The sequence below is a fragment of the Microbulbifer okhotskensis genome (assembly GCF_023895975.1).
Lineage (GTDB): Bacteria > Pseudomonadota > Gammaproteobacteria > Pseudomonadales > Cellvibrionaceae > Microbulbifer > Microbulbifer okhotskensis.
The window spans coordinates 1-24,751 of the sequence record NZ_JALBWM010000044.1 but is presented as its reverse complement, the minus strand read 5'-3'; the positions used below and the strand labels follow the sequence as shown (position 1 = coordinate 24,751).

The window sequence follows — 24,751 nt, the reverse complement described above, 5'->3', positions numbered from 1 at the left end:
GGTTGCCTCCCTGCCCGTGGTGGGGTTCCCCCCCAGATTTTAAAATCCTTGCTCAGATCATTCTGTTTCCACCAGATCCATAAAGTCCAGTGACGCCTGCTGGCGGATTGAGCGTCGATGATTGGCCCAGAGTTCGGCGATGCGTTCCTGATTGCACACCTTGCGATCCACATACACACGGGTATTCAGCTGGCCGATAGGCCTAGCACTAGGGCACTTGCTGAACACAAACTGATTGGAGATCAAGTCCATAAAGGGCCCAGATTTACTGCTCGGCATAATAAACAACAACTGCAGTCCCAGCGTTTCGGTCAGGTAGCGAATCACTTCCTTGGAGCGGGATTCGTCCATTTTAGAGAAGGCTTCATCTACCAATACCATCTGCAGGTGGCTGCCACTTTCGCCAAAGCGGAAAGCCGAAGTGACCGCAGCAGAGCGGATAATATAGGCCGGAGTTTCCAGCTGGCCGCCAGAGCCGGTGCCGTACTGGCTAAGAGCGATGGGTTCCTTGCCTTCCGGTTCCTTATAAATCTCATAGCTGCGATAGTTCCGATAATCACTGATACGATCCAGCTCGCGCCGCGCTACCTGCTCATCGTCACTCAACAGCATACTCAATAAACGATCGCGCACCTTGCAGTGTTTGGGTGCCAAATCAGTATCAAACAGGCTCTGCTCTTCGCCCAGGTTGGGTAATTCAATCACGGCCTTAAAGAAGTTCCAGTACTCCTTAAACTCGGCTACCCACTGATAATCGAAGCGGAAACGCTCGCGATCGGCGCCGAAACGGTGGTGTTCCAGCTCCTTATTGAGATTATCCAGTACGCGCTTGCCATCGTTGATCGACTGGTAGATGGCGTGACAAAGGTGGGTTACAAAAGTGGTATTGAAGGATTTTTTTAACCCTAACAGTTGATCGTGGCGCTCCACTAGCAAGTTGTTCTTCAATCGATTGCGCAGCGTCTCGACCTGGTCGCCGAGTCCGAGGATTAACTTGAACAGCCCGTCTCTATGACCAGCAGTCAAATCCGGCTCAAATACCAGAGTATCCACGCTGGCACAGGTGGCGTTGTATTCCATAACCGCACGATCCAGCTGGCGGCTGTATTTTTCCAGCAACCCTTGCCAGTTTTCGATATCCGCAGAGAAATCAAAATTGTCTGCGGCACGCTCTACCTGTTCGTCGGCGGTGATCAGGACCTGTTCCGTATCGAAAGCCGGATCAATGGCGATAATACGTCGGACCATCTCCTCAGTGTCACTGGCGGCATCGTCCAGGGATTCCAGTTCGCCGGACAGGGCATACAAAAATTTTTCGTTATTCTTTAACTTGGTGTCCAAGGAGCCGGTTTTCCGCTGCAGAACAGACAACTGCTCCTGCTGGCTCTTCAATTGTGCCTTGAGCTCGTCCACTTGTTGTTCAAACTGCTCGAAGTCCTTCAGGTCCAGGTTTTCCAGGGCGCGCTCGGCGTTGCGCCATTCCCGCTGCGCTGTCAGGGCAGAGTCTACAATCGTGAGCAGTTTGATATTCGCCAACCCCCGCACCGCATGGGTGACGCGGCGATAGAGCTGGTGGCGCTCGTTGATCTGCGCAGCGTCTTCAAGCAGTTGCTCCATGGCGCGCTGTTGTGCCGCCAGGGCACGGGCGCGGGCGCCCTGGCCGAATACCAGCTCGGCATCATCCATATCGCAACGCCACATGCTGTAGTTGCCACTGGCCATACCGTTGGCCGTGAGACCGCGGCGGGTGCTGCGCAGCTCGTGTTCATCTTCCACCTGAACCACGGCACCGTAGGAAGCGCGCAAGTAGTGCTCAGCCGTTTTATGGGTAAATTCCATCAACTCGACAATGGAATTTGCCGGAGCATCCAGGCGCTCGGCATCCTTGCGGGCTTTATCACCCTGAATAACCCGGGCGCGATTATTGCGCCCGGGCAGGCTACGTACTATGCAAATCGCTTGGGCTTCGTGTTCCGGCTCGACAATAATCGAGAAGCGCGCGCCGCCCAGATAGCCTTCAATCGCCATCTGCCAACGCTCGTCCAACACCTCCACATAATCACAAAGCACGCGGGGTTCTGCCTGTGGGCACTGCTCGCGAATAGCCGCCAGGGCCACTTCCACTGCCTGGGGGTAGCGCACCCGATTGGCCAGTAAATGCTGGATGCGGCTTTCCTGGGTACGCAGCTGCTTTTGCAGTTGTTGTACTTTTTGTTCCCAGCGGGAGGACTGTTGGGCGATCTGTTCCTTTGGCGACGACTCATCACCGGTAGTGGCCTGCCCTGAGGCTTCCAGCAAGTCAAAGAGGCGGTTTTGCAGCACTTCACTGCTGGAGGCACGCTCGCGCAGCGGCTCCAACGCTGCCAGGTCGATCCAGTCTTTACCCAATAACTTGTGCAGGTCCGGGAGATCCTCTTCGCGGGCTACCTGCTTGATTGCTTCTACCAGCGCCTTATCCGAGAAGGCGGGAATTTCCAGCTCGGCAGAAGTCGAATTGAGCAGATTTAACAACTCTTGCGCCGTTTCGCGGTTTTCACGCCAGCGCGCCTCTTCAGCAGAGAGCGGCGTGTGCTGTTGGGACAGCAAGCTCAGAGCATTATTAATGCGCTGTTCCAGTTCGTCTTTGTTGCGCAGCGCATCGATACCAAGACGCTGGGCCTGCAATTCCACCAGCTGCCCATTGAGCTGCTCTACCCGCTCGGAGGCAATGTGTACTTCGCGCTCATTACTCTCTTGGCTGCTACGCAGTTTCTGCTGGTCATTCTTACCGCTCAAGTAACTTTTCTGTACCCGCTGCTGGCGGTGGCGTGCACATAAATATTCCTGCACACGCAGCTGCAGCCATTGCTCCCGGTAGAGTTCCACCGACTGGGCAATGGACTCCAGGGAACTCACCCTCTCAACAATCTGGCGAGCTTCCTGTTCCATGCTGTGGATGGTTTTCATCAACTCGGAAACCGAGCGAATAGCATCCCCCAGGTCGCGCTTTTCCAATACTTCCAGGGCGACAAAGTCGTTGATACTTTTTACCGGCTTGTAAGCCATAAAGTTGGCGAAGGTACGCGCAGCATGTATGGCTTCACGATCAGACACTGCATCGCGGCGACCGCGCAGAGCGCCGTAAAGGCGGCGCAGATAGGCTTTCTTCTTGTCGTACTGCTCAACTTTCTCGAACTGCTTGCCCAGTACTTGGTTGAATTTATCCAGTGGCAGTAGGTGTTTACCATCGGTGTAGTCCCGGACAAAATCCCCCATCACCAATTGTTCGCCGGGAAACACAAAAAAGCGCAAGTCGCTCTGGCGCGCCTGTGCCGGCTTGCTGCTGTTATCCAGATGGGCGCGAATCCCCATTACTGCAGTAAATGGCTCTGCGTCGTCTTCACCGCTGGTGGGGTAGAAAATACCCGCGATGTAACAATCGGTGGGCTCCAGGCGGGCATAACTGCCGTCATCACAGCCAAGTACATAGGAGGCCAGGGTACGCACCTGTTTACCGCCGCGCCCACGCTGGGTGGTTTCATCCTGCCCGGGGTTAAAGGTAAACAAGGTATCGTGGGCGGCGGTCATCAGCGTCTGGATTGCATCGGCCGCCGTAGTTTTTCCGGAGCCATTGCCACCGGAAAACAGATTGATAGGGCCGAACTCATACTCCAACTGCGGAATATTGCCCCAGTTAATCAGGATCAGTTTTTTTAGAAACATAGTCTTTTCAAAAACATCGTCTTTTCGCAGGCGGGAACCCGACTAGCCTCTCCAAGGCTCCTGAGCGCGACTCGCGCAGCCCCAGGTGGTCGAATATTTCTCAATGATCCATGGCCGCTATATCCGACCATGGTTAACTTCACTCTAAGAGGTAGCTTCGCTCTCAAATAGGCTGTGATCTTCACTCTCCGGCGTGATACGAGCAGAGGCCATTGCCTCTTCCATCTCACCTTCGGCCGAGGGTACAGCTTCAACAGTTTCACTATCTATCAACTGGTGTAGCACTGATTCACTGACAAAGTGGGCGATAGTCGGGCGCACTCGCAACCAAACTTCGGCACAGGTTTCCACCTCATCACTACTGAATTGCACTAGGCGCAGCTGGCGCAATTTCTTCAGGAGGCTTTTACGCTCGGCATGTTTATCCGGCAAAGACATTTTAAGCAGGTTGCGCATGCCCAGTTCCAACGCCTCCAGAGACAGTGCGGCACAGCCGTTCTCGTCCACCTGCCCTTCCCGCAGCGCCTTGTCGTACTCAACCCGCAGGGCGAGGATGGCGGCTACTTCTTGCTGACTGAGACGCGCGCGAAAACCACCGTGGTGCGGATCTTCCTGATCTGGCAGGCCGGGTACCTCGGCACCGGGCGGGTAGACGCGGATAAACTGGAAACGACTATCGTGCTGTAAACGCAACCCCAGTGGTGCCACCCATTCACGCACCAGCTGCTCACAGCGCTGGAAACGATCGTAAAGGGTGGTCTCTATCACACTCTCATCCCGGCAGATCACACCGTAATCCAACAGACGCACCAGCAGTTCAGAGAATTCACTGCGGTTCAGGCGGCACTGTGCCAGAGCCTCTTCCAAAGCCTGTTCAATCACTGTTTTTCAGCTCCAGAATATATTCGTCAATTTTGGTGAAATAATCATTGCTGGCAATTTCCCCGGTAAATTTTACCCGCAAGTCGGCGGCGCCACTCTGGTTGACCGCTGCCGCTTCAATCACATGGCTCATCGCCAAAAGATCCCGCGCATCTCGCAACGGCAGATTGCGGCTATTGATCTGACGGCCGGTGCCCAGGGCATCTTGTAAATACTCCCGCAGGTGGCTGTTGTTGAAGTTAAACGCCTGGTCGAGCAGTTGTTGTAGCTCTATTTCGCGGCGATTTTCCTCACCGATGGGGGACTCCTCTTCCATCCGGGTATTCACCGGCTGGCGGCGATTGCGCTGCCATAACTGGGTTTGCTTGGGGTCGAACAGGCGCAACTGGAAACCGCCCAACTGATGCCCTAATTGCTGCAGTAATTGTGTTTTTTGCCGGCTTTCACCCAAACGCTGGCACAGGTCGGCAAACTCGCCTTCGGCCTGGCTGTGCAAGTAGCTAAGTTGACGGATAATAATATCGGCGCGCTTGGTAAAGCCTTGCAAAGCGCGGCGCAGCGCGGGCAATTTCACCTCGCAGGCGCGACGCATGCGATCTTCGATAGTGTCGAGCATCAACCACAACAGCGACTGCCCCCGCTGCAACAGTTCCGGCAAAAGCTGGCGTAGGCGTTTCTCCCACGCGGCCTTCTGCACATCTTCCATAGCGCGAATACGGTTAATCACCCGATTGATGGAGTCCCGATGTTTTTCCACGCTATCTGCTGACAGACGAATGGCCAAGTCCGGCTGGAAACGGCTCTCCATAAAGGAGAAAAATTCATCGGTGGCCTGCTGCACCAACAGCTGGGCTTCCACTTCTCGCACCATTTCACGCTTGCGCTCTTCCAGTTCGGCGATCATATCGGTGAAATCCGCAACGATACGTTCGGAGTACTCCCAGGCATCGATCAAGTCATGGACTTCTCCGCGGCTGGCGAAGGCTTCCAGGGCGTTCAAGGTATTGCGGGTATTGCGATGGCGGGTGCGTACACGAGTACCATTGACCTCCACCAATGGCTGCGTAAACAGGCGGCCGCGACGGCTGAAGGGATAAGTAGCCGTGAGCGTGGCGCTATCCACCTGTTTTTCCAGCCAGCCAAACTCCACCAAACTGTTCAGTACCCAGACGGCCTGATCCCGCAGATTACGAAAGCGCCCCTCAGGGTCCTGCACCCCTTCCTCGCTATCCAGTTGCGGTGCGCGGGTCAAGGCCTCAGCAAAAATTTCAAGAATCTGTTCGCGCAGCAGAGACTCACCATAATCAGCCTTGGCGGTATACAGACGCTCATACAAAAGACGCAGGCACTCGACCACCTGCTCACGATATTTACCGGTCAGCGGGCGGAAGAAGTGCTGATGGGAATCAACGAAGAACAACGACAGAGTGCTCGTTTATTCTTCTTCCGGCTTTTGGTTGAAAACGCAATATTTGGTGTAGTCGCCAGTATCCTCAAAAGTCCACTGTCCTTTGGGAATACCATCCATTTTCTCGCACCAGGCATCGGAGCCGCGCTTGGGCTCACAAGCGGTCAGCGCAATAAGGGCAACAACAGAAGTGGTCAGGATAAGTACTTTTTTCATGGCTTGCTTCTACAAATGAAATTCGAATTACACACTCCCCCCAATTGCTGAATAACAGCATCTGGGGAGGGATCTCATCGCGTATCTTTCTGGATTGACGAATGACGCCCTACTCGCGGCGCCACTTGGTGCCTTCGCGGCTATCCTCAAGTACCACGCCCTTGGATTTTAACGCTTCGCGAATCCCATCGGCACGGGCAAAGTCACGGTTTTTCTTACTCTGCACACGCTCTTCGATCAGAGCTTCGATTTCCTCAGCGGAAATGGACTCTTCACCGCCACGGGTCTGCTTGAACCAAGCTTCTGGGTCTTGCTGGAGGATACCTAACATATCGCCGGCAGCCAGCACTAACCCCTTGAGGCGAGGCTTATCGACGACTTCGGCCTTATTCAGGTCGCGGGCGATTTTGTGTAGTTCGCTGATGGCGATGGGCGTGTTGAGGTCATCTTCCAATGCCTTAATAAATGCACTGCCACTCAGATCCACTACGTCCGCCACAACCGCTTCGGTCTCACGCAGAGCACCGTAGAGAGTATCCAAGGTGCGCCAGGTCTGGTCGAGCAAGTCCGCGCTGAAATTCACATCAGAGCGGTAATGGGCAGACAACAAGGCGAAGCGCAGCACTTCCCCCGGGTATTGGCTCAGCAGGTCTTTAACCATGCGGAAGTTACCCAGGGATTTGGACATCTTCTCACCATCAATGTTGACATAACCATTGTGCATCCAGTAACGCACAAAGTCTTCACCATTGGCGCAGCAGCTCTGGGCGCGCTCATTCTCGTGGTGCGGGAAGGTCAGGTCGCGACCGCCACCATGGATGTCGATAGTGTCACCCAGGTGCTTCTTGATCATTGCCGAGCACTCGAGGTGCCAGCCCGGGCGGCCGCGACCCCAGGGGCTGTCCCAACCGGGTTCGCTGTCAGCAGAAGGCTTCCATAGTACGAAATCACCGGCGTACTTTTTGTAGGGTGCCACTTCCACCCGCGCACCGGCGAGCATATCGTCGAGGGAGCGCTTGGACAGCTGGCCGTATTCCTCCATGGATTCCACCGCGAACAGCACATGGCCCTCAGCCGCGTAAGCGTGTCCCTTCTCTACCAGGCTCTCGATCATGGCGATCATTTCCGGTAAATGCTGGGTGGCGTAGGGGACGATATTCGGCTGCAGGTTATTGAGCGCAGCCATGTCCTCATCGTAAGCCTGAGCATAGCGCGCCGACAGCACGCCAATCTCCTCGCCGTTTTCCCGCGCGGTCTTCATGATTTTGTCATCAATATCGGTGATATTGCGCGCGTAAATCACATTGCTGAAATTTCTTTTCAATACCCGGAAGAGGGTGTCAAACACCACGACCGGGCGGGCGTTGCCGATATGCACACGGTTGTACACCGTGGGGCCACACACATACATGCGCACCTGATCTTCCACCAGTGGTACAAAGGGTTCTTTCTTGCCTGAAAGCGTGTTGTAGACCTGTAGAGACATTGCTTCTCTCAAATTCTTTTTGCTGCGTGAGGCAATGCCTGTCAGCAGCCCCACCCTTCTAAACCACCCTGCGGGCAGTTACTTGTTTTGTTCCTTGGCCCAGCTATCGCGCAGACCGATGGTGCGGTTAAACACCGGAGTCTCCGTACTGCCGTATTGACTATCGCGACAGAAATAACCGTTGCGCTCAAACTGATAACCCTGTTCCGGCTCTGCTTTGCCCAAGCCGATTTCCGCCTTACAACCTTTCAGGGCTTGCAGGTTGTCCGGATTTACGTAATCGAGGAAATCCTTACCGCCGGCATCTGGAGCCGCATCGTTGAACAAGCGATCGTACAGGCGCACTTCACAATCTACGTTGTTGTCTGCAGACACCCAATGGATCACGCCTTTGGGCTTAACACCATCCGCGGGATCTTTACCCAAGCTGTCGAAGTCTACCGAGCAGATCACCTCGACTATTTCACCGGCATCATCCTTCACCACTTCTTCGGCAAAAATGACATAGGCGTTGCGCAGGCGCACTTTCTTACCCAGCACCAGGCGCTTGTACTTCTTGTTGGCCTCTTCGCGGAAATCCTCTTTCTCAATATAGAGAGTGCGGCCAAACGGAAGTTCACGAGCCGGCAAATCGTCGCGCACGGGATGGCCCGGCGCTGCCAGTATTTCTTCCTGCCCTTCCGGGTAATTTTTCAGGGTAACCTTTAAAGGCGCCAGCACGCACATAGCGCGTGGCGCATTTTTGTCCAGATCGTCGCGGATACTGTATTCCAGCATGCCCACGTCCACCACCGAGTCAGAGCGGGTAACACCGATCATCTCGCAGAAGTTGCGAATAGACGCAGGAGTAAAGCCGCGGCGACGCATCCCGGACAGGGTCGGCATACGGGGGTCATCCCAGCCATCCACATGCCCTCCATCGACCAGTTGCTTCAGCTTGCGCTTGGACACCACGGTATAGTTGAGATGTAAGCGCGCAAACTCATACTGGCGCGGGCGCGAAGGCACCGGCAGGTGCTCGATCAGCCAATCGTACAGCGGCTTGTGATCTTCAAACTCCAGGGTACAGATGGAGTGGCTGATACCTTCGATTGCATCGCATTGGCCATGGGTGAAATCGTAACTGGGATAGATGCACCACTTGTCACCGGTCTGGTGGTGGGCCATTTTCTTGATGCGATAAATGATCGGATCACGCAGGTTGATATTGGGCGCAGCCATATCGATCTTGGCCCGCAGACTGCATTGCCCCTCCTCCATTTCGCCATTGCGCATCTTTTCAAACAGCGCCAGGTTTTCCTCTACGGAGCGGTCACGGAAGGGACTGTTTTTGCCCGGTTCTTTGAGCGTGCCGCGATAGTGGCGAGCTTCTTCAGCAGACAGGTCGCAGACGTACGCCTTGCCTTGCTTAATCAGATGCAGCGCCCACTCGTATAGTTGATCGAAATTATCCGAGGAGTACTTGGCTTCGCCGTTCCACTCAAAACCCAACCAGGAGACATCGCGCTTGATTGCATCAACGTACTCTTCTTCTTCCTTAGCCGGGTTGGTGTCGTCAAAGCGTAAATTACAGGTGCCGCCAAACTCCTGCGCCAGACCAAAATTCAGACAGATGGACTTGGCATGGCCAATATGCAGATATCCGTTCGGCTCCGGCGGAAAACGGGTGGCAATTTGGCTAACCCGGCCTTCAGTCAGATCTTCACGAATAAGGTTCTGTAAAAAGTGAGCGGGCTTGCTCTCGGATGTCATAGGATTCTCTTACTTTACTGCGGTGCGAACATAAACGGCGAATTATAACCTAGTTGGCTTACAGAATATCGAGTTTGGATTACTCCTTTCCACAGAATTTAACTGCACGCGTTTGATTTTTGAGCAATTGACACAGATATTCCACCGCACCATTTTACAGCTACAGACTACAAGGTATCATGCCGCCCCAAACAAACCCTCATAGGACATTTTATGATCACCCTGCACACAACCCATGGAGATATTGCTATCGAATTGGATTTCGAAAAGGCACCCAAAACTGCTGCCAACTTCCTGCAGTACTGCCGTGACGATTTCTACACTGGCACAGTCTTCCACCGGGTGATCGGCAACTTCATGGTCCAGGGTGGCGGTATGACCCCGGACATGCAGCAAAAAGAAACCCGTGACCCCATTGAGAACGAAGCCAACAACGGTCTCAAGAACAACACCGGCACCCTGGCCATGGCGCGCACTATGGACCCGCACTCTGCCAGCTCACAGTTTTTTATCAATGTGAAGGATAACGACTTCCTGAATTTCCGCAGCGAAGACGCTCAGGGCTGGGGTTACTGCGTATTCGGTAAGGTTGCCGACGGTATGGACGTCGTCAACAAGATCAAGGACGTTAAAACCGGTAGTAAAGGTTTCCATCAGGATGTGCCTCTGGAGACTATCGAAATCACCAGTATCAGCATCTCTGACAACTACGCTGACAAGTAATTTCACGGGCCAGTACGGACTCTAAGGCGGGGATATTGTCTACTTATTTTATTTCTGACTTGCATCTCGACGGAAACCGCCCGGATGTTACCCGGGCGTTTTTTGATTTTTTGCATGGCCGGGCCGCCGGTGCTGAAGCGCTGTATATTCTCGGCGATTTTTTTGAAGCGTGGATTGGCGACGACGACGATACGCCCTTAGTCAATGAAGTTATTGACGAGTTAAACCGCTTCAGCGGCACAGGTGTCGAGCTGTACTTGATGCACGGCAACCGCGATTTCTTGCTGGGCTCGGATTTCGCACAGCGCGCTGGCGTCGTTTTACTAGAGGACCCGACCGCATTGTCTCTCGGCGGAGAACGCTTACTACTGATGCACGGCGACAGTCTCTGTACCCTTGATGAGCAGTATATGGCTTTCCGTCGCCAGGCGCGGGACCCGAGATGGCAACAGGAATTGCTGACCAAGCCGCTGCAAGAGCGCCGCGCAATCGCCGCGCAGATTCGCTCTGTGTCCAAAACCATGAACAGCCGTAAGGCCGAAGACATTATGGATGTAACTCCAGAGGAAGTAGAGCGGGTAATGCGTGAGCACAATGTGAATCGGTTAATCCACGGCCATACCCACCGCCCTGGCCGCCACGCGTTCACCATTAACGGTGAGCCGGCGGAGCGCATTGTACTGGGAGATTGGGATCGTGATGCGTGGTGCTTGAAAGCGGGTAAAGACTCGTTGGAACTGACCCACTGGCCAATCAGCTAGTAACTTTCCGCCACTGGTTGAGGCGCTGCTGTATCAGCACCGCCTCAACCGGTATGGTCATAAATTTGCCGCCATCGCCACAAAGTGTTGGCAGGGGGCAAACTAACCAGAACTGTAAATCAGCTCTTATTCGTATAGCAAACACGCATACCATTGCTCTACGATCTCCTCCATCTGCTCTTGATCAAAACAGTTCACGTTATAAATAAAGCTGGCTCGTAATTGCCCCCCGTAGGCCGCCATGGACAGATAAATACCGTAGGGCGTTAAGCGTGTGGGCAGGGGTATGGTACGAATTTTCAGGTGGTCACTTAACCTAACCCAATCTGCTGGAAAGCAGCCGCAAGATAGGCAAAGAGGCTTACTTTTGCTGAGCTGGCCCGGGCCTTTATCTCAATAAATATCGTTTCGTCTATATTGCGATTTACTTCACTACAGGTAATCGAGACAATTTCTTTTTGCTGAACCTGCTCCACCCTCCGCGCTTGACTCGCCAACTTTTCCCGCCAATAACTCTGTGCTTTCTGTCCTCGCACCGAATCCAGGTAGTGATTTTCAAAGTGAACATAGTCGGCAAAATCCATGCTTTCTACCCGGGGCTGATGGCTTTTGCCGACCTCCTCAGTGAGGTAGCTGGTCAGGGCTTCAGCCCACAGCAACGACAGACTCATGCCATCGGTAATAATGTGGTGACATTTAGTGAGAAAAATATACTCATCCTCAGCGGTACGAAGCAGGCTGAGCCCCAACAATTGATCCTCACTAAGATCCATGGGGGAACTGCTGAATTGGCGCAAAAACCCAGTAATCCGCTCAGTACTCATATGGCGGATATCCATATAGTCCAACTCAATATCCCTAAAGGCACGGGTGACAGGTTCCCCGTGATAGCGACAGCGAAAAGTTGGATACCGGTTGACCACACCTGGGATTGCTTGCTCAAACAGGCTGACATCCATGCGGCCTTTGACAACCATGGCGCGGGCAATCAGGTCTGCCAGGACTTTGCGACGATTCAGATCATAAATACGCTGCTCAGTGACCGACAGGGGAACATGTGTAGATAAACTCCAACCAGGCATGGCAATTTTCCGGTAATCGTTCGACCATTCAGTAATTCGCCAATAAATCCAATAAAGTGTACGCGCACCCTCAACGCAGCTTTTCTAGAATACACAAAGTGCAACAGACGCGAGAGCGAACAGCTGATTAAAAAATATTTTTCAACAACCCGCTAAAACCGGAAAGCCGCAGTAAGCTAACTCAAGGCACCACCAAGATTATCTTGATTTAGGTCGCCGCCCCATTGCATGATTCCTTCAGATCTTAAGGGACAGGAGTTCCATCCAGGTGGTCAATAACCTGAATAAACGCGTATTGATACTCGGTGGCTATGGCAATTTTGGTGCGCGCATTGCGCAAATGCTGAAATCCGAGCCCAATATCCAGCTCATTATTGCCGGCCATAACAAGCGGTTAGCCGATCGCTGTGCGGAGGAACTCGGCGGACTCACGGAGGGGTTGCGCCTGGAGCGGGACTCCATCAACTTGGCCAGCCAACTGAAAGCCCTGCACCTAGACCTGCTAATTCACTGCGCAGGCCCCTTTCAGAGGGAAAGTGATTACCGAGTCGCCAAAGCCTGTATCGAATCCCGCACCCCGTATATCGACATCTCCGATGCGCGCCGCTTTGTGTGCGATTTCCACCGCCTTTCTCCGGCTGCAGAAGCCGCAGGCATCGCGATGGTCTCAGGCGCCAGCAGCCTGCCCGGCCTCAGCTCTGCCGCTCTGGTGGAGATACAACGGGAACTACCGGTAATCCACTCGGTAGAAGCTGCAATCGCACCTGCCCACAAAATTGAGCGAGGACTGGCCACCGTCCGCTCTGGCTTTGAATCCCTGGGAGAGAGTTTTCCGCAATTGCGCGAAGGCCGTTGGCGGGAATCATTTTCCGGCAACCATCTCCGCTCGATCACCCTCGCCCACCCGGTGGGCAAGCGCTGGCTGTGCGACTTTGAGGTACCCGACCTCGAGCTGTGCCCGCGACATCTACCCGATCTGACCAGTGCAAGTTTTGCCACAGGGACAGAGCCACTCACGCTGCAGGCCGGGCTGTCACTGTGCGCCCATCTATCGCGCTTACAGCTGCCAGCCACCAGTTCACGCCTCGCGCGTATCGCTCATAAATTCAGTGCCCGTTGGCCCGGCGGCAGCCCACACGGTGGGATGATTGTTCGTGCCACCGGCGAAAATGTCGAGGGTAAGAAAGCGGCCAGGCAGTGGCAAATTCTGGGACTCGACGGTGATGGAGTCTGGATTCCCCCCGCCCCAGCGGTCGCCATGGCGAGAAAATTCTTACGTGGCGAAATACAGGAGAGCGGTGCGCGAGCCTGTTGGCAGCTGCTCAGCTTGGATGAAATTTTGTTAGAGCTAAAGGACTATTCAATAATCACCGCCATTGAGTTTTTATCTACCGAACGACACTCCCTGCCAGCACTGGTGGCCAGCTGATTTATTCACTCGATAACTTAACGAGTTATTGGCATCAGGAGGCGCCGGCCATTGGCCGGTGCTAGCTCGTCAAATGGGTACAACGTTGTGTATCTGCGCCAGTATTTCGCTACGCCCTAAAACCAACTAGCGTTCATTCATTTCATTGCCCGGTTAATAGTTAGCCGTTTCGCGGCAGAATCCCCTCAAATGATCTAGGTTCAGTATCGGAACTCACTGTAACGACACTGAGCCAGGTTTTTATGAACACGCCCAATCCTTGGCGCGCCTATTCCGGCAGGAATGGTATAAAGCGCGCAATTATTCCCATCACGGCACTAATCCTGACCCCATTTTTTTTAGTGCTCACTTTCACAGACAGTGCCTGGTGGCTGATCGTCCTTCTGATTAGTGTTTTTTTAGTTTTACTGGGGCTCTACGACATGTTCCAGCCCCACTGGAGCATCACGCGGAATTTCCCCGTTGCCGGGCGCATCCGCTGGATATTTCTGAATTTGCGACCCTATTTTCGCGCCTATATGGTCGAAGGCGATGAAGAGGGACGCCCCTACAGCATTGAAGCCAGGCGGCTGGTTTATGCCCGCTCCGAAGGTTTTTCTGATATGCATCCCTTCGGCACAGAAAAAGATGTTCAGGACGAAGAATATATTTGGCTCACCCACTCAATAAAGCCTGAAAAAAAAGCCGATATCTCTTGCCGTACCGAAGTGGGTAAAGATCGCTGTAAGCAACCTTACTCAGCCTCCCTATTAAATATATCCGCCATGAGCTTTGGCGCTCTTTCTGCCGCTGCCGTTGAGGCCCTAAATAAGGGAGCCGCCATTGGTGACTTTTATCACGATACCGGCGAGGGCGGTATCAGCCCCTATCATCGTAAACATGGTGGCGATTTAGTCTGGGAGCTTGGCACTGGCTATTTCGGCGCACGTAACAATGACGGTAGTTTTAACCCGGATTTATTCCGTGAAGCCTGCGATGATCAGGTAAAAATGACAGAAATTAAATTGAGCCAGGGGGCCAAACCGGGGCATGGTGGTGTACTACCAGGCGCCAAAGTCACCCAGGAAATCGCCTCAACCCGCAAAGTACCCTTCGGGCAGGACTGTGTATCTCCCCGCTCTCACTCAATGTTCTCCACCCCCATCGAGCTGCTGGAATTCGCCGAACAAATGCGCGAGCTCTCTGGCGGCAAGCCGGTGGGTATAAAGCTCTGTGTAGGCCATATCTACGAAGTAATGGCAATCATGAAAGCCATGCACGAAACCGGCAAACTCGTGGATTTTATCGTGGTAGATGGCGCCGAAGGCGGCACCGGTGCGGCGCCACTGGAACTTTCCAACCACGTAGGCATGCCGCTACTAGAGGGCCTGATTATCGTCCGCAACGCCCTGGTGGGCGCAGGCCTGAAAGACAAAGTAAAATTGGCCGCAAGTGGTAAAATTTATTCGGCGTCACGCTTGGCAGAGTGCCTCGCTATCGGAGCTGACTGGTGCAATGCCGCCCGCGCTTTTATGTTTTCCGTCGGCTGTATCCAGTCCCAACGCTGCCACACCGATACTTGTCCCACCGGCGTCACCACCCAGGACCCTCGTCGCCAGCGCGGTCTAGTGGTGGACGTGCAGGGCCAGCGGGCAGCAGCCTTCCAAGCAAAAACCCTGGAAGCGTTGGGGGACATTGTCGCCGGCGCCGGGGTCACCGACCCCAGGGATCTGAAACCCTACCATCTTTACCATCGTATCAACGGTGCTGAGTCACTCCCCATTGACCGTATCTGGCACTTCCTCGACAACAATTGCCTGATAGAAGCCCCAGAGGATACGCCCTACTGGCACTGGTGGTTAGCAGCAAGGGCGGATAGCTTCCTGCCTGCAATCAAACTCGAAGAGGGCAAATACGCTGCAATACGCCGCTCAATTAACCGCTAGCCGCACCTAATTTCAGTGGAGACCACCATGCAGACTGTTTCAGAAGTTATCGTCGACACACTGGTTAAGGCCGGTGCCAAGCGGTGTTACGGCATTGTCGGCGACACCATCAATCACTTCACTTCCGCCGTGCGCACATCCGACCTTGAGTGGGTACATGTACGCCACGAGGAGGTCGGGGCTTTCGCCGCTGGCGGCGAGTCATACCTGACTGGCGAATTGAGCGTATGTGCGGGTACCGCTGGGCCGGGTAGCCTGCACTTTATCAATGGTATTTTTGAGAGCCACCGCAATGGGGCGCCGGTCCTGCTGATCGCATCCCGTATCGATCGGGCAGAACAGGGGTTCGGCTACCCCCAGGACGTGGATCAGCAAAGGCTCTATGAACAGTGTTCGGTATTTTGCGAAACGCTCACTCACCCGGAACAAGCCCGCAGAATGATATCGCAAGCCGCACAGGCCGCTCTCAACCGCCGCGGCGTCGCCGTCGTGCAAATCAGTGGCGATATTTTTAAGGAAAAGAGCAATGACGTGCTGCCTTGGTCGGTACATAGACCGGTATGGATCGCCCGCCCTTCCGATTCGGAGTTGGACACCCTGGCAAAGAAAATTAACCAGGCTAAAAACATCACTATTTACGGTGGCATCGGCTGCCGCTTTGCTCACGATGAGACGGTCAAGCTGGCCCAGCATCTGGCAGCTCCTATAGCCCATACCACTCGATCGAAAGAGTTTCTCGAATACGATAACCCCTGCAATGTCGGCATGAACGGCATTCTCGGGAATCCCGCCGGCTATCGGGCAATTATGACTTGCGACCTGCTGCTGTGCCTGGGCACGGACTTCGCCTATACCCAGTTCTACCCAGAAAAAGCCACCATCATCCAGATTGATTCAGAGGCCCCGCATCTGGGCAGACGCACGCCTCTGGACATGGGGTTGGTGGGCCATGTTGGCGCCACCATTGAGGCACTTCTGCCCAGATTGAAAGCGCGCACCAACAGCACTTTCCTCGACGACCTGCGCACTCGTTACGCTAAGGACCTCAAAGAAATGGAGGGGCGGGGCAAAGAGCCAGATCCGAGCCTGATCCACCCCCAGTTTGTCGCTCAGACCCTGGATAAACTGGCCAATGACGACGCCGTATTTACTGCCGATGGTGGCAGTCCCATGGTCTGGTTACTGCGGCACCTGCGCGCCAACGGCAAACGCTCGTTTCTCACCAGCCTATCCCACGGCACCATGGCCAATGCCTACCCCCAAGGGCTGGGGATGGCCAAGGCCTATCCGGGACGCCAGGTGATCGCCATGTGCGGTGACGGTGGCATGACCATGCTAATGGGTGACCTGCTCACCCTGGTGCAGGAAAAAATCCCACTAAAAGTCCTAGTTTTTAACAATCACTCTCTTGGTTTTGTCGAAATGGAACAGCGCATAGAAGGGCTACTCGACAGCTACACCGGTTTACACAACCCTGATTTTGGCCGCGTTGCCGAGGCCTGCGGTATTACCGGCACCAGTGTGGAAAGCGCGGACCAGCTGGAAGAGAGCATGCAGACCTGGCTAGCCGCAGAGGGCCCCGCATTACTCAGTGTGCAGGTCAACCGTGTGGAACTGGTGATGCCGCCGGAAGTTACCGCGCAGCAGATCTCTTCCACGGCATTATTTGGGCTCAAGGCGATACTCAGCGGCCGCGGTGATGAGGTGGTAGATCTGCTGCGTGATAATTTCTTGCGGTGACCCCTCTCACGCCCTTAAAGATGAGATGGATTTAAGCGGTCCGCACCTCAAGGCAAAAAACCATCCATGCACCACCCCACACAACAGCGTTACAACAGTATGCTGGCCTTGATGGCCAGTGCAGAAGTCGACGGCAACAGTGCGCCCGGGCGTGCTGCCACACGTCTGCAAGCAGAATTGTCGGAGCGCAAAATTGACCTTGTGACAACGGTCAGCAGCAGTGATGCCTGCGTTATTTTGAGCACCAATCCGGCAATACAGTGCCTGCTGATCAATTGGGCACTTCCCGGCGACGGCGAGTGCCCCGTCCTGGAAGTTCTGGAGCAACTCCGGACACGCAACCAAAAAATGCCGGTGTTCCTTCTTGCCGACCAGCAAACCGTCAGCACTATGCCCCGTCGGGCACTGGAGTTGGCAAACGATTTTATCTGGATGCTGGAGGATACCCCGACTTTTATCGGCGGCCGTATCCAGGGGGCCATAGAGCGGTATCGTCACACGGTGCTACCACCAATGTTCCGCGCCCTGACCCATTTTGCACGAGTGCACGAATATTCATGGCACACACCCGGTCATACCGGCGGCACCGCTTTCCTGAAATCTCCAGCAGGTCGTGCGTTCTACGATTTTTTCGGGGAAAACATGTTGCGTTCTGACCTGTCTGTGTCAGTAACAGAGTTGGGTTCACTGCTGGACCATACAGGCCCCATTGCCAAGGGGGAGCAGTACGCAGCAAAAGTTTTTGGCGCCGACCGGACTTACTATGTTACCAACGGTTCCTCAACATCGAACCGGGTAATCCTGATGGCATCGGTCACCCGCGGGCAGCTGGCACTCTGCGACCGCAACTGCCACAAATCCGTGGAGCATGCGATCACCATGTCGGGCGCTGTACCCACTTACCTGGTGCCTTTACGCAATCACTACGGTCTTATCGGCCCTGTGCCACCGCAACAGCTCACCGCAAGTGCCATTGATAAAGCCATTCAGCAAAACCCCTTAACCCGTGATGCAAAAAGCTCCCGAGCCGTTCATGCAGTCATCACCAACTCCACTTACGACGGCCTCTGTTACAACGTGCGCAGAGTTGAAGAGTTGCTTGGGGAGTCAGTGGATCGATTGCACTTTGACGAGGCCTGGTACTCCTACGCCCGTTTCAATCCCATCTACCACGATCGCTTCGCCATGTACGACAGCGACAAGCCAACGGCAAAGACGGGGCCGAGCAAATTCGCTACACAATCGACTCACAAACTGCTCGCCGCATTATCCCAGGCATCAATGATTCACATCCGCGACGGGCGTAAACCCATCGAACACGGACGCTTTAACGAAGCATTTATGATGCATGCATCCACATCTCCGCTTTACTCCATCATGGCATCCAATGATGTCAGTGCAGCGATGATGGATGGCCCAGGCGGAAGGACCTTAACCGGAGAATCCATTGCCGAAGCGGTCGCATTCCGCCAGGTATTGGCACGCCTAAGGCAAGAGTACCGCGACAAGGAGGAGTGGTTTTTTGATGGATGGCAACCGGATCATGTCAGCGACCCGGACAACGGGCACAACTACGCCTTTCACAGCGCCCCCGCAGATCTGTTATGCCGAGAACCTAAATGTTGGCTGCTAAACCCTCACGATGCCTGGCACGGCTTCGGTGACTTAGAACCCGGATATTGTATGTTGGACCCGATTAAAGTATCGATCACCACACCCGGTATTGAGCGCAACGGCCAACTTGCAGACTGGGGAATACCGGCAAGCATTGTCAGCAAATACTTGGATAACCTCGACATCATTGTGGAGAAGACCACCGACTTCACGATTCTGTTTCTGTTTTCCATCGGTATCACCAAAGGTAAGTGGGGCACCCTGGTCAATGCCCTACTGGCTTTCAAACGAGATTACGATGCCAACCGAAGTCTCAGTCAATGCTTGCCGAATCTGCTGAAAAAACAGCCCAGGTATGGCGATATAGGAATCAAGGACCTTGCCGACCGCATGTTTACCACAATGACCAAGCTGGGCAGTACTGCACAGCTATCTGCGGGGTTTTCCGCGCTTCCCCACGCCGACTGCAGCCCTGTGCAGGCCTATGAAGCGCTGGTTCGCGGCGATGTGGAAATGCTGCCGCTCAACCAGCTAGCGGGGCGCACGGCTGCAACAGGGGTTGTTCCCTATCCCCCTGGTATTCCATTGCTGATGCCCGGTGAAAATTTTGGCCAGGCTGACAGCCCGGCACTGAGTTACCTGAAGGCCTTAGAGAGCTTTGACCGGGAGTTCCCCGAGTTTGCACACGACAACCACGGTGTCGAGGTACGGGATGGACACTACCGTATTTACGTCCTGCGGGGGGATTTGCCATAACCGAGCAAATCAAAGAGAAGCACAAAATTGGCCTGGTGCCAGCAACCCTGATGGTAGCAGGCAATATGATGGGCTCTGGTGTATTCATGCTGCCGGCCAATCTGGCCGCCGTGGGCAGTATTTCCCTGATCAGCTGGCTGATTACGATTGTCGGCGCCACCTCTCTGGCACTGGTATTTGCACGGCTAGCGACGATTTATCCCGCAGCAGGGGGGCCCTACGCCTATGCGCGGCGCGCGTTTGGCGATTACATCGGCTATCAGACCAACTTGGTGTATTGGCTCGCCAATGTGATTGGGAATGTCGCACTGATTACCGCTGGCCTTGGCTACCTGACCCATTTTTTTCCGCCTTTGCGAGACCCCCTCACCTTCGCCCTGGCCCAAGTCGCACTTGTCTGGCTGCTAACCTATGCCAATATTTTGGGGCCCAGCACCGTGGGGCGTCTTCAATCCGTCACCACTGGACTGGTCCTGATACCAATCCTCGGCACCGCCGTTTTTGGCTGGTTGTGGTTTGACAGCGGGAATTTCACCAGTAGCTGGAATGTCTCGGGAAAGAGTAATACCAGTGCCATTATGGCCAGCCTGACATTTACTCTCTGGGCATTTATCGGTGTCGAAACCGCATCGGTATCCGCAGCTGTTGTGAAACAACCGACGAAGAATGTCCCTATCGCTACGGTTGGGGGTGTTATTTTGGCCTCGATTGCCTACGTGCTCAGCTCATCGGTGATCATGGGAATGCTGCCGAACAAAGATCTGATTACTTCATCGGCGCCATTTGCGGATGCCGCGCGCCTTGCCTTGGGTAACACTGCAGCCAATATTGTTGCGCTCTGCGCTGCCATTGGCTGTATCGGCTCTCTTGGTGGTTGGATACTGTTGGTGGGCCAGTCTGCCAAGGCTGCAGCAGACGATGGGTTATTCGCAGCACTGTTTGCTAAAACCAATAACAAAGGGGTACCCACCAGCGGCCTAACTCTGGTTGCGGTCCTGATGTCCCTGCTGATATTGACCACCATATCGCCGACCGCCAGCCAGCAATTTGGGAAAATTGCCTCGGTAGCCGTCATTTTGACTTTGCTGCCCTATATTTATTCTGCCATCGCATTGCGAATTCTGGCTTACGGCAAAATGCCTCCGCGACAGTACAATTTATTCACCGTTATCTTATTAATTGCCGCAGTATATTGCCTGCTGGCCCTGGTAGGGTCTGATGGCCAACAAACCCGCTGGTCTCTCATCTTTGTTATTACGACCGTCGTTTTTTACGCGTTAATTTTAAACCGCCGCCGAAATGTTGAAGAAAACCACCTGTTACCTGCAGGACCTGAGCCGGCCTGGGTGCACTATTTTACTCTTTGCACAACAATTGCCGCTCTGTGTATATTCTTTTGGTTTTCTGTGGGGCGATACCAGAACCTCGAACTTCGCTTGCGCGCACCTCCCCCGCTAGAAAAATTTCTTGAGCGTTAGCTCCAACTTTTACAGTAGCGACTCAAAACTCTCTGGAGGGTTTCCGCCGTGACTTCTGCAATTCCTTTAGAGTTGGATTCACGATTACCCGCAACACTCAGGACTTGAGGCCGGTGCTTAGCGATAAATTCCCGAACTAATTGCACCCAGGATACGTCAGTTGGGGTCACCACCAAGTGGGGCTTCCCAGATGCCTGGCAAACTGAATAGTAAATAAGGTTCCATCGCTGGGCGGGCTAATTGTAACAATGATTGTGGCGTCTGAGTTACGAATATTCTCCCAGGTACGCTCCGCCAGATCTGAGGAGGTGTGCTCAATCAGGCCAAACCTTTTTAAAACTTCCGGTCGATCACCCTGTTCCGTCCAATACCCGTGCGGAGCTGCTCCTCCAGTCGCAATACCCAGACGCTGTCCAGCGATCAAACCGCCGGTATCCGCTCCTGTCTGGCCACCACTGATAATTTTCTCAGGCCTGTATCTCACGGCTTCACCCCATTCAAACTAACTTCACTTGTGAGATAAATTACAAACACAACCTCAACAAACTCCCAGCAACTGGTGAATGGTATTGAAATTCACCCCTTTAACCTCTAATTTACCCACACTTTAGTCTGGCTAGCAGCCCTGTGAATTACTACGTCCTACTCAAAACACTACATATACTCTGCGCCATTATCGTACTGGGGACAGGCACCGGTATCGCCTGGTTTACTCTGCGCGGCTGGTTATCCGGGGACCCCAGGATTATGCAATGGGTCAGTAAAGAGACGGTAAAAGCCGACTGGATATTCACCGGGTCTGCGGTGCTCGGTCTGCTTGGCAGTGCTGCGGGAATGGTGGCGATTAACCCCCGCTGGGTACAACAGGGATGGCTGCAATTGGCCGCCGGTCTGACGATAATGGTACTCCTGCTATGGCTACCAGTAGTTTACCTGCAGTATCAGTTGCGCAGGCATGCCGGTGAAGAACACAACGAACCCAGAATGCGAAAGATAATGGGAGCTTGGTGCCTGCTGGGTATATTCGCTTTCCCACTCACCATCGCCATTGTCTACCTAATGGTATCCAAGCCATTACTCTGGTAGCCGCATGCCCCCAAGCGCTCGCCCTCACGCCCTCGTAGCACCTTATAACTCGCCCTGCAGCCAACGTCCTTCCACTGTCGCTTAAAGTCATCCAGTACGACACCGGCAACAATTTCCGCACTGCCTTCAGCAGTCTTATCCAGTCGGCAAAGCGCTTCTTTGCGGCATAACGGGACAATGATTGCCGATCGTTCATGCCTGTCCTGCCTGAGTAAGCGGTTGCGAATATGCTCCGCCTCCCCGCCACTACAACTTGCATCCGTTATCACGAACACATTGGTATTGGTATCGCTATCAAGTTCCGACGAAATGCCCCTCCACCCCAGATCAAATTGTCGAAACACAACGCCCTTAAATCGGCCCTCCCCCACTTCACTGCCAGTAATAAAAGGCCAGGCATGTGCCAGGGTCCAGAGGTAGGATTTACTTAAAACATATTGCAGGTGCTGGTTTCTAACCAAGCCTAATTGAAATTGCCGCGCAAAAGTCTCATCATCCAGTTTGGCCTGACTGCAAATAGCTTTGGATATCAATTCCCCTTTGTAACTGGTGGTTGGAATTACCACGATAAAATCATCCGCATGCCGCTTTCTCTCTAAAGCCTTTAGGATGGTCGCCTGGAGATGTAAGACAAATTCTTCTGTCGTAATGGCATCGTAAGGTAGAGCTTTATTCCCCTCCCCCAAATTCATATACGCGGTTTCCTCTCGATAGGCCTGCATTATTGGCTCAAACTCTGCTCGACTAAACAACAATTTTTCATCAAGCACTACTTGCTCATTGATTTTCTTAGCATAGCAATCAATCAACAGCTGGTCAGCTGTATAGATACCCGAATTTCCCGAGCTGACACAACGAAAATACTCAACGTCTTGCAAAGCAAGAAAGCTCTCCACAACTCGCCGACTGATATCCCGACCAAATAATTCATAGAGCGCTTCGTCATTCCTGGGTAAGAAGTAGGCTTCAGAATGAAGTAACGTTTGAGATCTTTTTTCAATCACGAATCGTGTCCAAACATTAATTGATAAATAAAGTCATACGCCGACGTTAACCTCAATAACCAGGCAATCATTCTATTCACAGGGACCTCTGCTCAAAGGGTTCTGCAGACTTCATCAAATTCAAAGCGCGGATTGCGGGGATGTAACTTTGAACTTTCTCCGTAACCGAGGTTGCACAAAAAATTGGACTTGATATGGCTATCCGGGCAGTGTTCCTGTAGAAATGTCGGCGCTGAGGATTTTTCACTGAAGAATTCGTGATCTACGAACGCATTGTCAAATCCCGACATAGGGCCACAATCGAGTCCCAGAGCCCGCGCCGCCAAAATAAAATAGCCCCCTTGTAGGGAGCCATTGCGAAAAGCGGTTTCCTCCGCATATTCCGGGTTATCTGAAAACCACTCCCGAGCTGGAGTCTGCGGGTAGAGCCTGGGCAGGTACTCATAAAAACGTATATCGTATGCAATAATTGCCGTTACCGGGGCCTGCATTGTTTTCTCAACATTCCCAGGATTGAGTGCAGGCTTGAGCCGCTCTTTGCTCTCCCGGCTTTGCAGAAATACCAAGCGCATCGGGAAGCAGTTTGCGCTGGTGGGCCCGAACCTGACAGCCTCATACAGCTGTTTTAGGAGTTCCCCAGCCACAGACCTTTCCTGCCAGTGACTGTGGGTTCGAGCTTTATTGAACAATTGATCGAGCACGCCTGAGGAGACAGCTTGCATAGAATCCACTTCCATATTCAATCACTGATTACAGTCTAGTTGGCGCCAGGCACTCGAAGGAGCAGCAGGATCATCACCAGGTGGCCGGCCATCACCAGGTAAGTCACGATACTACGGGTGCGGAAATACTGATCGCGCCCAGGCAGGTTCGGATTCAAGCGCGCTTCTGCCCAGGCAACAAACCCAAAAGCCAGCAACAGCACAGGTAGCGCCCAGAGAGTGCGAAACATTAACAACGCCCCCCAGCCCACTAGAGTCACCAGATTGCTGAGCAGGGCCAGGAGTATGCGATGCGGATGCCCTACCTGGTTAAGCACCGCTCCCCACCAGGTTCCGCACAGGAAGCAGAGAATCACCGCGCTATAGGCGGTGAACAACAGGCGCGGGCTCACTCCCCAAATAGAAAATCCCAACCACTGCATAAAGATTCCAGCGACAAATGGAATCAAACCGAGGTAAGCCAGCCAGTCAAACAGGCGAGTATCTACTGGCGGGTAATTATGGATTTCAGTATCCATGTCGTCTAAGCTTCCATGTGAATCGACAGTTTCGTTTCAAGACAACCAGTTTAGCGGCAAAGGCAAGCAGCAATGGATGCCGAACACACAATTAACGTCAAACAAGCGCTGCGGGTTTTTGATAAAGCGACAAAGGAGGGGCGCAAGGAAGGTAATGAGTGGCATTACCAAGGCCTGACCGTTAGTACTGACTTTGACGGCTATACACTTTTCATCAATTCCCCCAAAGTGAAGCTCACCGTATTCTTCCACAATAAATTTTCTGTAGATTCCACCAGTCGCAAGGAGCTTGAAGAATTTATTCGGTTGCTGGATAGGCTTGACTCGGAGTGAGAAGAAGGCGGGTCATTTAAGCTCCCTCACCCCATATGGCAATACTTCGCCCCTTAAAACTGTCCAACGTATTGTTTTCTCAACACTTCGGACAGTTTCATGCAGCTATAGCCCCATAGTCACTGTACTGCTCG

At 53.5% G+C, this 24,751-nt stretch carries 19 protein-coding genes and 1 pseudogene; 9 read left to right on the top strand and 11 right to left on the bottom strand.

The window, feature by feature from the left end:
* Positions 1–57 precede the first annotated feature (57 nt).
* From MO867_RS11475 to MO867_RS11450, 6 genes are all read right to left on the bottom strand, one after another.
* Complete coding sequence (locus MO867_RS11475; protein WP_252466770.1) at positions 58–3,702, bottom strand: ATP-binding protein; 3,645 nt, start codon at positions 3,700–3,702, stop codon at positions 58–60.
* Between the two features lie 144 nt (positions 3,703–3,846).
* Positions 3,847–4,584: a DUF4194 domain-containing protein gene (locus tag MO867_RS11470; RefSeq protein ID WP_252466768.1), complete on the bottom strand. Its 738-nt coding sequence runs from the start codon at positions 4,582–4,584 to the stop codon at positions 3,847–3,849.
* A complete protein-coding gene (locus MO867_RS11465) occupies positions 4,577–6,004 on the bottom strand; it encodes a Wadjet anti-phage system protein JetA family protein (protein WP_252466766.1) in 1,428 nt (475 codons plus the stop codon). The genes MO867_RS11470 and MO867_RS11465 overlap by 8 nt, the downstream gene beginning before the upstream one ends.
* A gap of 15 nt (positions 6,005–6,019) precedes the next feature.
* Positions 6,020–6,208: a DUF3012 domain-containing protein gene (locus MO867_RS11460; protein WP_252466764.1), complete on the bottom strand. Its 189-nt coding sequence runs from the start codon at positions 6,206–6,208 to the stop codon at positions 6,020–6,022.
* A 109-nt stretch (positions 6,209–6,317) separates the two neighbouring features.
* The gene (cysS, locus tag MO867_RS11455; RefSeq protein WP_252466761.1) at positions 6,318–7,694 is read right to left on the bottom strand and encodes a cysteine--tRNA ligase; all 1,377 of its coding nucleotides are present in this window, start codon (positions 7,692–7,694) and stop codon (positions 6,318–6,320) included.
* 78 nt (positions 7,695–7,772) lie between these two features.
* The gene (locus MO867_RS11450; protein WP_252466760.1) at positions 7,773–9,446 is read right to left on the bottom strand and encodes a glutamine--tRNA ligase/YqeY domain fusion protein; all 1,674 of its coding nucleotides are present in this window, start codon (positions 9,444–9,446) and stop codon (positions 7,773–7,775) included.
* Between the two features lie 213 nt (positions 9,447–9,659).
* Between MO867_RS11450 and MO867_RS11445 the strand changes: the two genes are divergently transcribed.
* A complete protein-coding gene (locus tag MO867_RS11445) occupies positions 9,660–10,169 on the top strand; it encodes a peptidylprolyl isomerase (protein ID WP_252466758.1) in 510 nt (169 codons plus the stop codon).
* A 35-nt stretch (positions 10,170–10,204) separates the two neighbouring features.
* Positions 10,205–10,930 (top strand): UDP-2,3-diacylglucosamine diphosphatase, encoded by a 726-nt coding sequence (locus tag MO867_RS11440; protein ID WP_252466756.1) that lies wholly within the window; start codon positions 10,205–10,207, stop codon positions 10,928–10,930.
* Positions 10,931–11,241: 311 nt separating this feature from the next.
* Here the strand turns inward: MO867_RS11440 and MO867_RS11435 are convergent, their stop codons facing one another.
* Entirely contained in the window at positions 11,242–12,012 is a 771-nt protein-coding gene (locus tag MO867_RS11435) for a condensation domain-containing protein (protein WP_252466754.1), read from the bottom strand.
* Positions 12,013–12,280: 268 nt separating this feature from the next.
* Here MO867_RS11435 and MO867_RS11430 point away from each other — a divergent pair, with 268 nt between their 5' ends.
* From MO867_RS11430 to adiC, 5 genes are all read left to right on the top strand, one after another.
* Positions 12,281–13,441 carry a saccharopine dehydrogenase family protein gene (locus MO867_RS11430; protein ID WP_252466752.1) on the top strand — a complete coding sequence of 387 codons (1,161 nt, stop codon included), beginning with the start codon at positions 12,281–12,283 and terminating at the stop codon, positions 13,439–13,441.
* A 242-nt stretch (positions 13,442–13,683) separates the two neighbouring features.
* Positions 13,684–15,366: an FMN-binding glutamate synthase family protein gene (locus MO867_RS11425; protein ID WP_252466747.1), complete on the top strand. Its 1,683-nt coding sequence runs from the start codon at positions 13,684–13,686 to the stop codon at positions 15,364–15,366.
* 27 nt (positions 15,367–15,393) lie between these two features.
* The gene (locus tag MO867_RS11420; RefSeq protein WP_252466745.1) at positions 15,394–17,106 is read left to right on the top strand and encodes a thiamine pyrophosphate-dependent enzyme; all 1,713 of its coding nucleotides are present in this window, start codon (positions 15,394–15,396) and stop codon (positions 17,104–17,106) included.
* Positions 17,107–17,172: 66 nt separating this feature from the next.
* The gene (locus MO867_RS11415) at positions 17,173–19,476 is read left to right on the top strand and encodes an Orn/Lys/Arg family decarboxylase (RefSeq protein ID WP_252466743.1); all 2,304 of its coding nucleotides are present in this window, start codon (positions 17,173–17,175) and stop codon (positions 19,474–19,476) included.
* Positions 19,473–20,954 (top strand): arginine/agmatine antiporter, encoded by a 1,482-nt coding sequence (adiC, locus tag MO867_RS11410; RefSeq protein WP_309143301.1) that lies wholly within the window; start codon positions 19,473–19,475, stop codon positions 20,952–20,954. Before MO867_RS11415 ends, adiC begins: the two co-directional genes overlap by 4 nt.
* On the opposite strand, the pseudogene MO867_RS11405 reads toward adiC, so the two are convergent.
* Positions 20,951–21,438, bottom strand: a pseudogene (locus tag MO867_RS11405) (YpsA SLOG family protein). The gene adiC and the pseudogene MO867_RS11405 overlap by 4 nt on opposite strands.
* Before the next feature lie 143 nt (positions 21,439–21,581).
* Between MO867_RS11405 and MO867_RS11400 the strand changes: the two are divergent.
* A complete protein-coding gene (locus tag MO867_RS11400) occupies positions 21,582–22,040 on the top strand; it encodes a DUF2269 family protein (protein WP_252466736.1) in 459 nt (152 codons plus the stop codon).
* Here the strand turns inward: MO867_RS11400 and MO867_RS11395 are convergent.
* The 3 genes from MO867_RS11395 to MO867_RS11385 form a co-directional block, all read right to left on the bottom strand.
* A complete protein-coding gene (locus MO867_RS11395) occupies positions 22,007–23,044 on the bottom strand; it encodes a hypothetical protein (protein ID WP_252466734.1) in 1,038 nt (345 codons plus the stop codon). The genes MO867_RS11400 and MO867_RS11395 overlap by 34 nt on opposite strands.
* Before the next feature lie 92 nt (positions 23,045–23,136).
* Positions 23,137–23,766 (bottom strand): malonic semialdehyde reductase, encoded by a 630-nt coding sequence (locus tag MO867_RS11390; RefSeq protein WP_252466732.1) that lies wholly within the window; start codon positions 23,764–23,766, stop codon positions 23,137–23,139.
* Between the two features lie 35 nt (positions 23,767–23,801).
* Entirely contained in the window at positions 23,802–24,284 is a 483-nt protein-coding gene (locus MO867_RS11385; RefSeq protein ID WP_252466731.1) for a DUF3429 domain-containing protein, read from the bottom strand.
* Positions 24,285–24,356: 72 nt separating this feature from the next.
* Between MO867_RS11385 and MO867_RS11380 the strand changes: the two genes are divergently transcribed.
* Positions 24,357–24,617: a DUF3081 family protein gene (locus MO867_RS11380; protein ID WP_252466730.1), complete on the top strand. Its 261-nt coding sequence runs from the start codon at positions 24,357–24,359 to the stop codon at positions 24,615–24,617.
* Positions 24,618–24,751 lie beyond the last annotated feature (134 nt).

Bases quoted from the DNA above. Each gene is read 5' to 3' on its own strand.
- MO867_RS11380 (WP_252466730.1), top strand. From the start codon at position 24,357: ATGGATGCCGAACACACAATTAACGTCAAACAAGCGCTGCGGGTTTTT.
- cysS (WP_252466761.1), bottom strand. From the start codon at position 7,694: ATGTCTCTACAGGTCTACAACACGCTTTCAGGCAAGAAAGAACCCTTT.
- MO867_RS11445 (WP_252466758.1), top strand. From the start codon at position 9,660: ATGATCACCCTGCACACAACCCATGGAGATATTGCTATCGAATTGGAT.
- MO867_RS11425 (WP_252466747.1), top strand. From the start codon at position 13,684: ATGAACACGCCCAATCCTTGGCGCGCCTATTCCGGCAGGAATGGTATA.
- MO867_RS11385 (WP_252466731.1), bottom strand. From the start codon at position 24,284: ATGGATACTGAAATCCATAATTACCCGCCAGTAGATACTCGCCTGTTT.
- MO867_RS11390 (WP_252466732.1), bottom strand. From the start codon at position 23,766: ATGCAAGCTGTCTCCTCAGGCGTGCTCGATCAATTGTTCAATAAAGCT.
- MO867_RS11460 (WP_252466764.1), bottom strand. From the start codon at position 6,208: ATGAAAAAAGTACTTATCCTGACCACTTCTGTTGTTGCCCTTATTGCG.
- MO867_RS11435 (WP_252466754.1), bottom strand. From the start codon at position 12,012: ATGCCTGGTTGGAGTTTATCTACACATGTTCCCCTGTCGGTCACTGAG.
- MO867_RS11475 (WP_252466770.1), bottom strand. From the start codon at position 3,702: ATGTTTCTAAAAAAACTGATCCTGATTAACTGGGGCAATATTCCGCAG.
- MO867_RS11420 (WP_252466745.1), top strand. From the start codon at position 15,394: ATGCAGACTGTTTCAGAAGTTATCGTCGACACACTGGTTAAGGCCGGT.
- MO867_RS11450 (WP_252466760.1), bottom strand. From the start codon at position 9,446: ATGACATCCGAGAGCAAGCCCGCTCACTTTTTACAGAACCTTATTCGT.
- MO867_RS11415 (WP_252466743.1), top strand. From the start codon at position 17,173: ATGCACCACCCCACACAACAGCGTTACAACAGTATGCTGGCCTTGATG.